Annotated in this window: 15 protein-coding genes; 13 read left to right on the top strand and 2 right to left on the bottom strand. The window is 65.3% G+C overall.

The features are described from left to right. The first annotated feature begins 236 nt into the window (after positions 1-236). The 13 genes from D7Y61_RS05175 (at position 237) to D7Y61_RS05235 (ending at position 12,952) form a co-directional block, all read left to right on the top strand. The gene (locus D7Y61_RS05175; protein WP_180865378.1) at positions 237-983 is read left to right on the top strand and encodes an electron transfer flavoprotein subunit beta/FixA family protein; all 747 of its coding nucleotides are present in this window, start codon (positions 237-239) and stop codon (positions 981-983) included. Then, entirely contained in the window at positions 983-1,924 is a 942-nt protein-coding gene (locus D7Y61_RS05180; RefSeq protein WP_180865379.1) for an electron transfer flavoprotein subunit alpha/FixB family protein, read from the top strand. Before D7Y61_RS05175 ends, D7Y61_RS05180 begins: the two co-directional genes overlap by 1 nt. A gap of 500 nt (positions 1,925-2,424) precedes the next feature. After that, positions 2,425-3,408: a glycosyltransferase family 2 protein gene (locus tag D7Y61_RS05185; RefSeq protein ID WP_180865380.1), complete on the top strand. Its 984-nt coding sequence runs from the start codon at positions 2,425-2,427 to the stop codon at positions 3,406-3,408. Continuing rightward, positions 3,405-4,163: a GNAT family N-acetyltransferase gene (locus D7Y61_RS05190; protein WP_180865381.1), complete on the top strand. Its 759-nt coding sequence runs from the start codon at positions 3,405-3,407 to the stop codon at positions 4,161-4,163. Before D7Y61_RS05185 ends, D7Y61_RS05190 begins: the two co-directional genes overlap by 4 nt. After that, a complete protein-coding gene (locus tag D7Y61_RS05195) occupies positions 4,160-4,408 on the top strand; it encodes an acyl carrier protein (protein ID WP_180865382.1) in 249 nt (82 codons plus the stop codon). Before D7Y61_RS05190 ends, D7Y61_RS05195 begins: the two co-directional genes overlap by 4 nt. A 2-nt stretch (positions 4,409-4,410) precedes the next feature. Then, the gene (locus D7Y61_RS05200; RefSeq protein WP_180865383.1) at positions 4,411-5,154 is read left to right on the top strand and encodes an SDR family NAD(P)-dependent oxidoreductase; all 744 of its coding nucleotides are present in this window, start codon (positions 4,411-4,413) and stop codon (positions 5,152-5,154) included. Then, positions 5,155-6,555, top strand: coding sequence for an AMP-binding protein (locus D7Y61_RS05205; RefSeq protein WP_180865384.1), 1,401 nt, complete (start codon positions 5,155-5,157; stop codon positions 6,553-6,555). Then, a complete protein-coding gene (locus D7Y61_RS05210; protein WP_180865385.1) occupies positions 6,552-7,658 on the top strand; it encodes an acyl-protein synthetase in 1,107 nt (368 codons plus the stop codon). Before D7Y61_RS05205 ends, D7Y61_RS05210 begins: the two co-directional genes overlap by 4 nt. Next, positions 7,655-8,878, top strand: coding sequence for an acyl-CoA reductase (locus D7Y61_RS05215; RefSeq protein ID WP_180865386.1), 1,224 nt, complete (start codon positions 7,655-7,657; stop codon positions 8,876-8,878). Before D7Y61_RS05210 ends, D7Y61_RS05215 begins: the two co-directional genes overlap by 4 nt. 4 nt (positions 8,879-8,882) lie before the next feature. Further along, positions 8,883-9,248 (top strand): EamA family transporter, encoded by a 366-nt coding sequence (locus tag D7Y61_RS05220; RefSeq protein ID WP_010480655.1) that lies wholly within the window; start codon positions 8,883-8,885, stop codon positions 9,246-9,248. Between the two features lie 3 nt (positions 9,249-9,251). Next, entirely contained in the window at positions 9,252-9,878 is a 627-nt protein-coding gene (locus D7Y61_RS05225; RefSeq protein WP_180865387.1) for a class I SAM-dependent methyltransferase, read from the top strand. Positions 9,879-9,908: 30 nt separating this feature from the next. Then, the gene (gene rffA / locus D7Y61_RS05230) at positions 9,909-11,042 is read left to right on the top strand and encodes a dTDP-4-amino-4,6-dideoxygalactose transaminase (RefSeq protein ID WP_180865388.1); all 1,134 of its coding nucleotides are present in this window, start codon (positions 9,909-9,911) and stop codon (positions 11,040-11,042) included. Beyond that, positions 11,039-12,952 (top strand): hypothetical protein, encoded by a 1,914-nt coding sequence (locus tag D7Y61_RS05235; protein ID WP_180865389.1) that lies wholly within the window; start codon positions 11,039-11,041, stop codon positions 12,950-12,952. The genes rffA and D7Y61_RS05235 overlap by 4 nt, the downstream gene beginning before the upstream one ends. Positions 12,953-13,033: 81 nt before the next feature. Here D7Y61_RS05235 and D7Y61_RS05240 read toward each other — a convergent pair whose 3' ends face one another. Beyond that, the gene (locus tag D7Y61_RS05240; protein WP_345776225.1) at positions 13,034-14,029 is read right to left on the bottom strand and encodes an acyltransferase family protein; all 996 of its coding nucleotides are present in this window, start codon (positions 14,027-14,029) and stop codon (positions 13,034-13,036) included. Positions 14,030-14,083: 54 nt separating this feature from the next. Continuing rightward, a complete protein-coding gene (locus D7Y61_RS05245) occupies positions 14,084-14,554 on the bottom strand; it encodes a hypothetical protein (RefSeq protein WP_180865391.1) in 471 nt (156 codons plus the stop codon). Between the last annotated feature and the right edge of the window lie 142 nt (positions 14,555-14,696).

Consider the following 14,696-nt stretch of genomic DNA (forward strand, 5'->3'; position numbering starts at 1 on the left):
TGCAACGTTGAAGGATACAACGGGCTTCCCGCAGCGGGCGATCACGCAGGTGAACCCCGCTCGACTGGATTGCTGCGGCGCAGCAGGTGATGCGAAGGACCATACGCATTCGCATGGTCCCATCAAGCCAGCTAGAATCGGGGTCCCACCCCCGAACCGGTTGCTGTTCCAGGACCGGATGATCTCCAGCAAATGTGAGCCGGCCAGCGGCCGGCACTACAAGGACCCCGTACCAGATGAAAATCCTCGTCGCGTACAAGCGCGTGGTGGACTACAACGTCCGCATTCAGGTCAAGCCGGACGGTTCCGGCGTGGTCACCGACGGCGTCAAGCTGTCCCCCAACCCCTTCGATGAAATCGCCCTGGAAGAAGCCCTGCGCCTGCGCGACAAGGGCATCGCCACGGAAGTGGTGGTCGCCACCATCGCCCCGGCCGACGCCCAGGCGCACCTGCGCAACGGCCTGGCCATGGGCGCCAACCGCGCCATTCACGTCGTCACCGACCAGGCCATCCAGCCGCTGACCGCCGCACGCACCCTGCTCAAGCTGATCGAGAAGGAACAGCCGGACCTGGTGATCCTCGGCAAGCAGGCCATCGATGACGATGCCAACCAGACCGGCCAGATGCTGGCCACGATCTGGGGCCGCCCGCAGGCCACCTTCGCCAGCAAGCTCGAGATTGCCAATGGCAAGGCCACGGTGACCCGCGAGGTCGACGCCGGCCTGGAAACGCTGGAAGTGGACCTGCCGGCGGTGGTCACCACCGACCTGCGCCTGAACGAGCCGCGCTTCATCAAGCTGCCGGACATCATGAAGGCCAAGGCCAAGCCGCTGGAGACCCTTCAGCTGGCCGACCTCGGCGTTGAAGCTGCCGACACCTTCAAGACCACCCAGTACGCCGCGCCGTCCAAGCGCAGCAAGGGCGTGATGGTCAAGGACGCGGCTGAACTGGTTGCCGCACTCAAGCAGAAGGGGTTGCTGTAATGAGCAGGATTCTCGTCATCGCCGAACACCACGACGGCAAGCTCAACGCCGCCACCGCCAAGACCGTCAGCGCCGCCGCCGCCATCGGCGGTGCCAGCATCGACGTGCTGGTGCTGGCCGCCGACCCGGCCGCCGTTGCCGCTGAAGCGGCGAAGATCGCCGGCGTCGCCAAGGTCCTGACCGTGGCCAACGCCGCCAACGCGCAGGCCATCGCCCAGGTGCTGGCACCGCAGATCGCGCAGCTGGCCAAGGGCTACACCCACGTGTTCGGCCCGTCCACCACCTTCGGCAAGGACCTGATGCCGTGCGTGGCTGCCCTGCTGGGCGTCAACCAGGTGTCCGACCTGATGAGCGTCGAAGGCAGCCACACCTTCAAGCGCCCGATCTACGCCGGCAACGCGATCATCACCGTGGAAGCCCCGGCCGACCAGATCGTGGTCGCCACCGTACGCGCCGCGTCGTGGCCGGAAGCCGCCCAGGGCGGCAGCGCTGCCATTGAAGCGGCGAGCGTGGATGCTGCGCTGCCGACCCACACCCGCTTCATCGGCCTCGCCGCCGGTGCCAGCGACCGCCCGGACCTGCAGGCCGCCAAGCGCGTGGTCTCCGGTGGCCGTGGCGTCGGCTCGGAAGAGAACTTCAAGGTCATCTTCCAGCTGGCCGACAAGCTCGGTGCTGCCGTCGGTGCCTCGCGTGCCGCGGTCGATGCCGGCTACGTGCCCAGCGACCTGCAGGTCGGCCAGACCGGCAAGATCATCGCACCGGAACTGTACGTGGCCGTCGGCATCAGCGGTGCCATCCAGCACCTGACCGGCATCAAGGACGCCGGCACGATTGTCGCGATCAACAAGGATGGCGATGCGCCGATCTTCGAGATCGCCGATATCGGCCTGGTGGGGGATCTGTTCGCGATCCTGCCGGAGCTGGAAGCCGCGCTGGGCTGACGCAGGCACCATCCCTGCAGCTGCAGGCCCCCCGGCTGGAGCACCCGCTCCACCGGGGTTCTGTTGTTCCAGGGTACGTTGGGCCGAGTTCCGGTTGCCGCATGCTGGGCGTTGCCCATTGCAGCCGGAACAGCCTGGCACGTCATGCAGCAATCATGTAGATGAATGAAGGAGGGGGTTTGACGGCCCCTCCCTCATCCCGAGATATGGGCCCTTCCGGTTCTGGCTTTGACACCCGCTTCGGTCCACGCCACGTCCGTTGGCGGCGGCGGCGACCGCCCCGCGAGCGGGCCACGCGATGGGGCCGCAGCGCCCCGCCTTGGGTAGCCGCATGAATGGCGATGGGCCGCTGTGCATGCAACCGGTAAAGCTATAATCGACGACTGCCGACACTGACCGTGGCGCGCGGCGGAAGGCCGGGAGACCCCGTGTCGCCCCCTCGCACAGCAACGCGGTGTCATTCACGTGCCAAGGCAGGGCGCGCAAGGGTCCACTACGCCATGACAGAAGCGACGCCCTCTCCGCCGTACGGTGGAGAACTCCCATTGGAAATCTCGGTCGTAGCGCCTGTCTATGGCTGCCAGGGATGCCTGGAAGACCTCGTGGACCAGGTCGAGGCCGCGATCGCAACCTTGGGTGTCCGCTTTGAGATGATCCTGGTGGACGACGCCAGCCCGGACGGCGCCTGGGCCCGGATCGCCGAACTGGCCGCGACCCGACCCTGGTTGCGTGGCCTGCGCCTGTCGCGCAATTTTGGCCAGCATTCGGCCATTTCGGCCGGCATCGAACACGCACGTGGCCGTTGGACGGTAGTGATGGACTGCGACCTGCAGGACGTCCCCCGCGAAATTCCCGCGTTGTACCGCAAGGCCAACGAAGAACAGCTCGATGTCGTGTTCGCCCAACGCCTGGAACGTCAGGACAAGGCACTCAAGCGGCTGTCATCGTGGGCCTTTTTCGGCCTGCTGGGCTGGCTCACCGGCGTGCCGCAGGACCCCAGCACGGCCAACTTCGGCATCTACCATCGCAAGGTCATCAATGCCGTATGCAGAATGCCCGAACGCGATCGTTCGTTCCCGTTGATGGTCAAATGGGCCGGCTTCCGTACCGGCAAGCTGCCGGTCCAGCACCAGGCCCGTACCGTGGGCGAGACCTCCTACACCCTGCGCAAGCTGCTCACCCTGTCCACCAACATTGCGCTGGGCTACTCGGAAAAGCCGCTACGCATGGTGGCCGGCACCGGAATCGCCTGTTCGCTGGTCGCCTTCGTACTGGTGGCACTGAGCCTGCTGCGCTGGTGGGACGGTGATATCGAAGTGGCTGGCTACACATCCATCATCGGTTCGGTGTGGCTGATCGGCGGCCTGGTGATGTTCTGCCTGGGTGTGGTCGGCCTGTATGTCGGGCAGGTCTTCCGCAATGTGCAGAAGCGCCCTTACTACATCGTTGCCGACGCGGTGAACGATGCACAGGAAGCCCGATGAACCTGCTCATCGACAACGGTGAAGGACGGATCGCCGCGCGCCTGACCCCTTGGGACGAGCGCGCCCTGGGCTTCGTCACCGCAGAGGTGACCACACTGGACGTCGCAACCGCGGCACAGGCAGCCCCCTTGCTGGCCGAGCTGGGCCATTGGTGCGCCACCCACTCGGTGCACTACCTGTTCGGCCGCATTGATGCCACGCAGCCGGTGGCCAAGGCGGCCCTGCTCCAGCAGGGTTTCGCCTTCGTTGAGACCTCATTGACCGTTTCGCGCAGCGGCTTCGCCAACCTGCCCCAGGTTCCGCGCGGCATGCTGCCGACGCTGCGCCCCGCGACCGCTGCCGATGTAGCCGAACTGCGGCAGATTGCCACCACCGACTTCGCGCACGGCCGCTTCCTGGAAGATCCCGCCATCGATCCGCAGCGGGCCGCGTTGCGCACCGCCAACTGGATCGAAGACATGGTCACCGGGGGCCTGGCCTACGTGGCCGAATCGCGCGGCCGCGTCATCGGCTTCCATGCCGAACGCGTTGCTGCAGACCGCAGCAACTGCGAACTTTTGTTGACCGGCGCTTCGGGGCCTTACGCCATGCTGGCCCTTCCGTTGTGGATCACCGCGCTCGAGTCGCTGGGCGCGCGTGGCATCCCGCACTGCACGACCCTGGTTTCCGCCGCGAATACGGGCATCATCAATCTGTATGCCCGCCTTGGCTTCCATTTCAACAGCACCCTGTTTGGGTTCAGGAAATTCCTATGAACGATACCGTTACCGATGATCAGGTCGTTGCCGTGTTCGCCCGCGTGCTGGGCATCGCCGCCGACAGCGTGAGCGACGACCTGCGTTACAACACCATCCCTCAGTGGGATTCGATCGCCCACATGTCGGTGGTGGCCGCACTGGAAGAAGCCTTCGGCGTGATGATCGACATGGATGAAGTGATCGACATGAGCTCGGTGGGCAAAGCGCGCGAGATCCTGCGCAAGCACGGCGCAGCCGTTTGAGCATGGCCGGCGCCGCGCCCGTCATTCTGGTCACCGGTGCGTCGCGCGGCATCGGTCGCGAGATCGCGCTGCAGCAGGCCTCGCGGCATGCGCAGCTGGTACTGGTGGCCCGCGATGAACAGGCACTGGCCGCGCTGGATGCACAGATCCAGGCGCTGGGCGCACCGGCTGCGCTCTGTGCCGCGCTCGACCTGACCGATGCCGATGCCATCGCGGGCCTGTTCAAGCAGATCTTCGCCCGGTTCGGCCGCCTGGATGGACTGGTCAACAATGCAGGCGTGCTGCACGAAGGCCTGCTCGGCATGATCCGCGCCGAGGACATCGACCAGGTCCTGGCTGTCAACGTCAAGGCGCCCCTGATGGCGATGCAGTACGCCTCGCGGCTGATGGCGCGCGCCGGCAAGGGCAGCATCGTCAACCTGGTCTCGATCATGGGTGTCAACGGTGCTGCCGGGCTCAGCCTGTATGCGGCCAGCAAGGCCGCACTGGTCGGTGCCACCCGATCGGCGTCGAAGGAACTGGCCCCCCGCGGAATCCGCGTCAATGCGGTCTCGCCAGGCTTCATCGATACCGACATGACACGCAGCATGCCGGAGGCCGCGCACGCCAAGCGTGTCGCGTCGATTGCGATGGGGCGCGCCGGCACCCCTGCGGAGGTGGCCGAACTGGTCGGCTTCCTGCTGGGTGATGCCTCCGCCTATGTCACCGGGCAGGTGATTGGCATCGACGGACAAATGGTGGTCTGAATGCCGTTCTGGAACCTTGAACAACACGGGTCGCGGGTCGCGCTGATCGATGGCGGGCAGACGCTGGACTTCGCGTCGCTGGCCCGCCTTTCCGACCAGTACGCCGCGCGGCTGCCCGAAGGACGCGGCATGGGCCTGCTGTGCATGCCCAGCCATGGCGAGGCCGTGGCGCTTTACCTGGGCGCCCTGCGCAGCAGGCGCCAGGTTCCGTTGCTGCTGCAGCCCGATACCGACCCGGAACTGCTGGCGGCGCTGGTGGCGCATTACCAGCCTGACTGGGTCGCCACCGCCGGTCCTGCACCGGAGGGCTACCAGACCGTGCATCAGGGCCAGGCACTGGCCCTGCACCTGCGCGGCGCGGGTCCCGCCAACGAGGTACCACACGCCGATCTGGCGCTGCTGCTGAGCACCTCCGGCAGTACCGGCTCGTCAAAACTGGTGCGATTGTCCGCTGCGGGCCTGGACGCCAACGCCAATGCCATCGTCCAGTACCTGGGCCTGCGCGCCGATGATCGTGCGATCACGACGCTGCCACTGGCCTACTCGTTCGGCATGTCGATCCTCAACAGCCACCTTGCCGCTGGCGGCTCGGTGGTCCTGAGCGAGGACAGCCTGATGACCCGCGAGTTCTGGGACAGCGCGCGCAGCCACGGCATCACCTCGCTGTCGGGCGTTCCGGCGACCTTCGAGATCCTGCGCCGGATGGGCCTTGCCCGCCTGCAGCTGCCCAGCCTGCGCATGCTCACCCAGGCAGGCGGCCGCCTGCGCGACGAACTGGTCGCCCACTTTGCCTCGTCCAGCCGCGATCACGGCCTGGAATTCTTCGTCATGTACGGGCAGACCGAAGCATCGCCGCGGATCAGCTATGTGCCATCGGCACGGATCCTGGACAAGGTCGGCAGCATTGGCATTGCCGTACCCGGCGGCCACATGCAGGTTGACGAGGCGACGGGCGAGCTGGTGTATTCCGGTCCCAACGTGATGATGGGATATGCCACCACGCGCGCCGACCTGGCCACCGGTGACGAACTGCACGGCGTCCTGCGCACCGGTGACCTGGCCCGCGTCGACGAAGACGGTTTCCACTACATCACCGGACGTGCCAAGCGCTTCCTCAAGATTTCAGGCAACCGGGTCAACCTCGACGAAGTCGAGGCCATGCTGTCGACTGCGCTCGGCCAGCAGATCGTGTGCTCGGGCGACGATGATGACCTGGTGGCCTTCAGCCACGGCCACGAAGTTGCCGAGCAGGAGCGCGTGCGCCAACTGGTGCAGGCACGCTACAAGCTCTTCGGCGGCCATGTCCGTACCCTCCACCTGGACGCGCTGCCGCTGATGGCCAGCGGCAAGGTGGACTACCAGCGTCTCCGGCAGACGGCCGGACAAGGAACTGCAAGGTGACCCAGCCCGCTCCCCCGGCCGCCACAGCTGCGGCCGCCCTGGAAGTCGACGTCTTCGGTCTCGATCGTGCCCACAAGCGCGCCTGGCTGCTTGACGGCCTCAATCGGCTGACCACCCATCACCGCGAGCACGGCCTGCCCTACGCCTCCATCCTCGATGGACTCTGGCCTGCCGGCGATGCAGACAGCCTGGAACAGGTGCCGTGGTTGCCGGTACGCATGTTCAAGCTGCTGGACCTCAAGAGCATCGACGACGACAAGGTGTCACGCACGTTGGTGTCCAGTGGCACCACCGGCGCTGCGGTTTCCCGCATCTTCCTCGATGCCGACACCGCGCGCGCCCAGACCCGTGCACTGACCCGCATCTTCTCCCACTTCGCGGGTAACAGACGCCTGCGCATGCTGGTGGTGGACGATTCCAGCTTCCTGCGTGATCGCAGCCGCTTCAACGCACGCGCCGCAGGCATCCTCGGCTTCTCCAATTTCGGCCGCGACCATCTGTATCTGCTGGACGAAGACCTGCAACCGGACTGGACGGCCTTGGAGCAATGGCTGCAGGCGCATCCGGATGAGCCGGTGCTGCTGTTCGGCTTCACCTTCATCGTCTGGCAGTCGTTCGTGCAGGCCGCACGCCGTGATGGCCGGCAGATCCGCTTCCCGGCCGGTAGCATGCTGGTGCACGGTGGCGGCTGGAAGAAGATGGATGAGCAGAAGGTCGACAATGTTGCCTACAAGGCCGCGCTGTCGCAGACCTTCGGCATCGAACGCGTTCACAACTACTACGGCATGGTTGAACAGGTCGGCTCGATCTTCTTCGAATGCGAGCATGGCCACCTGCACGCGCCGGCCTATGCCGACGTGGTCGTCCGCGACCTGCAGGACCTGCACCCGGTGCCGCACGGCACCACCGGTGTGATCCAGGTGCTGAGCCTGCTGCCCGAAAGCTATCCCGGCCACAGCCTGCTGACCGAAGATCTCGGCGTGATCCACGGCGAAGACGATTGCCCTTGCGGTCGCCACGGCAAACACTTCGCCGTGCTCGGCCGTATCAAGAACGTGGAAGTCCGCGGCTGCAGCGATACCCGCACGGTGCCCAACGCATGACCAGACTGCTCTTCTCGATCCACCCGGATGCCTCGCTGGACGCGGAGCTGGCGCGCCTGTCCGCGCTGCCCCCCCTTCTGCCATTCAGCGCACCACTGCGCGAATTCGTTGCTGATTTTTCCCGCCGCGTATTTGCGCTTCCGCAACTGCGCCAGCATCCGGAACTGGCGACCCTGGGCCACTGGTTCCGCGGTGCGGCTGTCAACCAGCTCTCACAGCGCATCGGCACCCGCGCGACCGAACTGGACCTGGCCCGCGGCCTAGTTTTCCACCTGGCACCGGCCAACGTCGACGTGCTGTTCGCCTATGCCTGGTTGATGTCGGTACTGTCGGGCAACACCAACGTGGCGCGCCTGTCGCAGAAGCAGAGTACCCAGCGCGATGCGCTTGTCTCCATCCTGCACGACATGCATCGCGAGGGCCTGCACCCGCAGGTTCTGGAACGTGCCGTGCTGCTGACCTATCCGCACGACGATGCGATCACCACGGCCATTTCCCACCGCTGCCACGCACGGATCATCTGGGGTGGCGACGCAACGGTCGCCAAGATCCGCTCGTTGCCGATCGCTCCGCTGGCCGTCGAACTGGCCTTCCCCGACCGGTTCGGCGTGGCCGTGATGCGCGCGGACGCGCTGGTGGAAGGCACCGATGCTGATCTTCAGGAACTTGCCAGGCGCTTCTGCAACGACGTGCTGTGGTTCGGACAGCAAGCGTGCTCTTCACCGCGCACGCTGTACTGGGTGGGTGAAGAAACAGGCATCGCAGCGGCCAAGGCACGGTTCTGGCCGGCCGTGCGCAGCCAGGCTGCAGGCCTGGAAGATGAGCCCGCAGCGCTGATGGCCCGGGTCACCGATGCCAACCTGTTGGCCGCGACCGGTCATGGCGTGCGTTCGGCCGACGCCATCGGCTTGTATCCCCTGCGTCTGGAAGCGGCGCGCGCCGATGGCGGAATCCGCGAGATCCAGTCCGGCCACGGCCTGGTGGTCGAGATCGACCTGCCAGCCCTGTCTGCATTGGCGCCGCAGCTCGACGACCGCGACCAGACGCTGGTCCAGCATGGCTTCAGTACTTCGGCACTGCGCGATTTCCTGTCCAGCCTTGGCAACCGCGCCATCGATCGCGTGGTGCCCTTCGGCCGCGCCCTGGATTTCCACCCGGTCTGGGACGGCACCGACCTGATCGACGTCCTCACCCGCAAGATCACCCTGCCAGCGACCTGACCTGATGAGCTACGTTTTCATTGCCCTGACCATCCTGCTGACCGTCTACGGCCAGCTCATGCTGAAGTGGCAGGTCAGCCTCAACCCCGGCGCGACCATTGACGGGCTGAATCCGCGCGCGGTCATCACCCTGCTGCTCAATCCCTGGGTGATCAGCGCCTTTGCAGCGGCTTTCGGTGCTTCGCTGTGCTGGATGGCAGCCATTGGCCGGATGCCCCTGAGCAAGGCCTATCCCTTCACCGCGCTGAGCTTCCCGCTGGTCGCGACCCTGGCGGTATGGCTCTTCCGCGAGTCCTTTGACTCGCATAAGATCGCCGGCACCGCCCTGATCATCCTCGGCGTCATCGTACTGTCTCGTTCCGGAGCCTGAACCATGTCGCAGAAGACCGATGGGTTGCACGCAGTGCTTTCACACCCCGCGGTCTACGACCTGCTACAGAACATGCTGGGCGCACGCCGCTCCCGCGCCCGGCTGATCCGCGATCACATACGGCCGCGTACCGGTGACCGCATCCTGGATATCGGCTGTGGCACCGGTGAACTTTTCAGCCAGATGCCCGGCGGCCTGCACTACGTTGGCTTCGATCTGTCCGAAGCCTACATCCAGGCAGCCCGCCAGCGTTTTGGCGGACGTGCACGTTTCGAGTGCATGGACGTGGCCGACTACCAGCTGGCCGGCGGCGAGCAACAGCAGGCCGATCTGGTACTGGCCATCGGCATCCTCCACCACCTCGACGACGACCGCGCCCGTGCGCTGATGCGCACCGCGCGCGCGGCGCTCAAGCCCGGTGGCCGCTTCATCTCTCTTGACGGTGCGTATGTCGAAGGCCAATCGGCCATCGCGCACGCGTTGATCGCCCGTGACCGCGGGCAGAGCATCCGCACCCCCGACGCCTATCGGGCCCTGGCCGAAGCCGAATTCTCGACGGTATCCGGCCGGGTCAGGGGCGATATGCTGTACGTACCCTACACCCACTACATCATGGAATGCGTGCGCTGAGCTGCGGCCCAGCCACGTTCAGGAGCAGCAGTGATTCCGTTCAACAAGCCGTACATGACTGGCCAGGAGCTGGTCAACATCACTCACGCCCACGCCAATGGCCATCTCAGCGGCGACGGCCCGTTCACCAAGCAGTGCCACGCCTGGTTGAACGAGCGCACCGGCGCCCAGGCATCACTGCTGACGCATTCGTGCACCGCAGCGCTGGAAATGGCGGCCCTGCTGCTGGACCTGGTTCCGGGCGACGAAGTGATCATGCCGTCCTACACGTTCGTTTCCACCTCCAACGCCTTCGTGCTGCGCGGTGCGGTACCGGTCTTCGTCGATGTCCGCGCCGATACCCTCAACATCGATGAGACGCTCATCGAAGCAGCCATCACGCCGCGCACCAAGGCCATCTGTGTTGTGCACTACGCCGGCGTCTCGTGCGAGATGGATGCAATCCTGGACATCGCGGCTCGACATGGCCTGGCAGTGGTGGAAGATGCCGCGCAGGGCATCATGTCCACCTACAAGGGGCGCCCACTGGGCACCATTGGCGATCTGGGCGCACTGAGCTTCCACGAGACCAAGAACATCATTTCCGGTGAAGGTGGCGCACTGTTGTGCCGCGACCGCCAGCATGCCGAGCGCGCCGAGATCATCCGCGAGAAGGGCACCAACCGCAGCCGCTTCTTCCGCGGCCAGGTTGACAAGTACACCTGGGTGGACCTGGGCTCCTCCTTCCTGCCCGGTGAGATCACTGCTGCATTCCTGGCTGCGCAGATGGACTCGGCCGAAGACATCACCCGACGCCGCCTTGCGATCTGGGACCGCTACCACCACTGGGCGGCGGCGCACGAAGCAGAAGGGCGCCTGACCCGTCCGACGATTCCGGCGCACTGCAGCCACAATGCGCACATGTACTACATGCTGCTGCCGTCATTGGAAGTGCGCAGCCAGTTCATCCAGGAGATGAAGGCGCAGGGCGTGCAGACCGTGTTCCACTACATCCCCCTGCACTCCTCGCCGGCCGGCACGGCCTACGGCCGCACCGGCTCGCCGATGACCGTCACCGATGACATCAGCCAGCGGCTGGTGCGCATGCCGCTGTGGATCGGCGTGGAACCGCAACTGGACGCGGTCATGGAGGCAGCCGACGCGGCACTGAGGCAGTACGCATGAGTGAGGCCCACAAGGCACCCGCCAGGCTGCTGACCCCGCCTGGCATCGGGTCGCTCGCGTTCATGCTGCGCGCGTTCGGCGTGCTGCTTGCAATCGCTGCCTCCTGCAATGCGCTGTTGTTCAGTGATGCTGTCGCTACACCGCTGGTGCAGTCCGATGCCTGGTATTTCCTGGAAAGTTTCCTGCCGCGCTATTTCGACGGCTCGCTGACCTTCCTGGATCTGTTCATGCAGCGTGGCGTGGGCGACCACGCACAACCGCTGCAGAAACTGGTACTGCTGTTCCACACCAAGTACTTCGACATGGACTTCCGTGTTGAAGGCCTGATCGGCATCCTCATCGGCATCGCCTGGTGCTGTGCCGTGGCACGTGAAATGCCACGCCACGCACTGGCCAGCCCGATGCGCAATGCGTACGCCTGGTTGTGCATCGGCCTGGTCTTCGCGCTGGGCCTGTCGCTCAACAGCTCCAACATCTTCACCTGGCCGCTGGCGACGCTGGGATACATCCCGCTGCTGCTGGGTGCGTTGTATTTCTCGCTGGTGATGACCCAGCTGCAGCAGGCCCGGCCGTGGCTCGTGTTTGCCGCCACGCTGTTGCTGGGGCTGTGTACCGATGAGATCGCGCTGGTCCTGGTGATCGCAACCGCACTCGCCTGCGTGCCGCTGCTCACCGCCTCGCGGCGCGACAAGGCAATCGCCCTCGTTGCTGCGGTGGTCGCCCTGATCCTGGTCCGGGGTTTCCTGTGGTGGGTTGCCATGCGGGCAGGCACGGGCGCCACCATGCTGCCCAGCCGTGGCCTTGCCGAATCACTGTTGACCGCCGATGCGCTGAAAGGATTGCTGATTCCGTTCTCGGACGGCCTGATCCATCTGGAACTGTTGTCGGCTCGATTCCCCAAGGCCACGCAGACAGCGGTCATGGTCTGCGCCGGCGCCGTCCTGGCCCTGCAGGTGTTCTTCTGGGTAACCGTAGCCGGTGCCTGGCGGAGGCGTACCTACAACCGGACCCTGGCGATGGCCACGTTCCTGATGCTGGTTGCGTATGCACTGACCGCCGGCATCATCCTCAGCCGTGTGCCGGCGTTCGATTGGAACTACCTGCATCAGCCCCGCTATGTGATGTCCTATCAGATCAACCTGGTCGCCATCGCAGTGATGTTCCACTACCGGCTGACCCGTCCCGATGCATCCGCGCCGGCTTCGGCGCACGCATCGCCCAAGGCGTGGCGCGTCGAGCAGGGTGCCATCCTGCTGCTGGTCGTCGGCCTGCTGGCCGTGCAATGGCAGGCGTCGCGCTATAACTGGAAGCTGCCGCATTACCTGATTCCCTACTGGCAGAACACTGCCTTGGCCATGCAGCGTCTGGCCACCGATCCGCGCACACCACCGACCGCCTGCCCCGACATCATGACGGTGTGCGGTTACCCCGAGGAAGAGCGGGGCAAGTTGATCTCGCTGCTGGTGGACAAGCAGCTGAATGTCTTCTCCAACCGCTTCCAGATCCGCAACCGCCTGTACCCGTCACTGGCAACGGTGCCCGGTTTCGGCCCCGGGGCGGTACAGGAGCAGCGCTTCGACCGTCGAATCGCGGGCGCACCGGTCAAGGCCTCACTGCTGGCCGAGCCACTGTCCGGGAGCTGCGCCGGTGGCACCTCCGCAGCGCAGCCGGTTCGCATCCATCTGGACACCCGTGACCTGGCACCGTTCGGCGCCCAGCTGTGGGTCGATTCGGTCGGTGCGCAACGCACGCTGCTGGCCAGCACCGCTGCGGCGGAGCCAGCGCTGACCGTGGAGCATGCGCTTCCCGATCACTCGGTACTGTCGCTGGTCCGCTCGGACAGCCAAGGTGTCCTGGCCCAGCAGCAGCTCGATCTGCCTCCTTGCGCGATCGGCTCCCCAGCACGCTGAGCCAGAACACCGGCCCAAAAAAAGGCCGGTGCGGACTTCACCGCACCGGCTTGCTTCACTCTTCCTGATACTGGCCCTTTCTCAGCGCGCTTCAACCACGTGCGCGGGCGGCTTGCGCTTCAGCCGCGACAAAGGGCGATCGATCAACACGACGATCAACCACGACAGCGCGACCGTGGCCGCGAACGCTGGCAGGAAGAAGGTTGTGAACGGGCGGGTGAATCCGCAGGCACAGACGAACCAGGCAGCCACCGTGGTGTGGATCAGATAGATCGGATAGCTCAGGTCGCCCAGCATCTTGTCCAGCTTGCCGCCACGTTGCTGGTGCAGTGACACCACCATCCACGCTGAAAGCAGCAATGACGCGTACAGGCCCCAGTCCCATGGCCAGCTCGGCACGAAGAACCAGACCGCGCCATGCAGCAACCAGGCTGCGCAGCTGATGGCCGGCATGCGGATGCTCGCCAGCGATTCACGGTAATGGCAGACCAGGGCGCCGGTCGCGAACGGCAACAGGCAAGGCAGGAACGTGGCATACCGCTCGCCAAAGCTGTCCTGATGGATGCCAAGCTTGAGATTGATGAGGGCGCCGATAACCACACCAAGCGCAGCCGCACCACGTGAGGTTGCCATCATCGGCATCAGCAGATAGAAGCCCACTTCAATGGCCAGCGCATTCGCCACCGGAACCGGCAGGCCACCCCGGGTAATGCCCGGGAACAGCGTGATCACGTACGCCCAGTCCTGCAGGCCACGGGGCATGTGGAACTCGCCATTGATCGGGCGCAGGTCGATGCCGACGCTGCCGTAATACCAGAGCGTCAGCAGGCCCATGATCGCCGCCAGCCAGTACAGCGGGAAGATCCGCATGAAACGGTTGAATGCGTAGGCCTTCAGGCCGGCGCGATCAAAGCCGTACTTGGTGGTCAACACCAGCGTCATCAGGAAGCCGCTGAGTACGAAGAATGCCCACACCGCGTAGGCCGCGTAGCCATGCGGCATGTTCGACCACAAGTGGGACGCCGCCACCAACGACGCGAGCACGAACCGGCTTGCGCCGAATCCAAACACAGGCATTTTCAAGGAACTGCTCCAATGGGCAGAAAACAAGGGCGCAGGGTCAGCATGCCGTCAACGGGACGGGCATGCGGTGGCTACCGCGCGAACAGTGGCGAGGGTATTGCCGTTGCCGTCACTGAAGGTCAATACCGAACCGTCATTGATCCACGGTCCGGTGGCCTCCGTGCCCGCAGCCGTACCTTCCACCCAGACCTTGGGTGTCTGCGTGAGGCTGCCAACCGTGATCTGCACGAAGGCGGCATTCGGAACCTCGGACTTCCACGCCACCTGCACTTCGGCGGACGCACCGGCCGCGCCGCTGCAATCCAGCTTGAGCACCCTGGGTTCGACCACCATGCCTGCAACACTGGCATGAACCAGGCTCATGCCGGCAACGGACGCGTCGGTCACAGCAGCCTGCATGCCCGGCGCCTCGGACGTGGTTCCGATGGCACCCGCGCGACGGCGACCGGCCTCGTCACAACAGGCCGCCAGGGCCAGCGCCAGCACGCATGCCAGCAACGTGCGCGATTGAATCCCCATGCAATGCTCCCTACCGATCGCCACCGGAGGGCGGCGGAAACGAGGCATTCTTACCCATGCGCCCTACAGCGTAAAGCCCGCGTTCACATCCCCCGCGGGCCCGACGGTTGGCCTCGTCCCCCGCCGACGTCAATGACGGTGG

Origin of the sequence: Stenotrophomonas maltophilia (assembly GCF_013464485.1) — a bacterium.
GTDB lineage: Bacteria > Pseudomonadota > Gammaproteobacteria > Xanthomonadales > Xanthomonadaceae > Stenotrophomonas > Stenotrophomonas maltophilia_AW.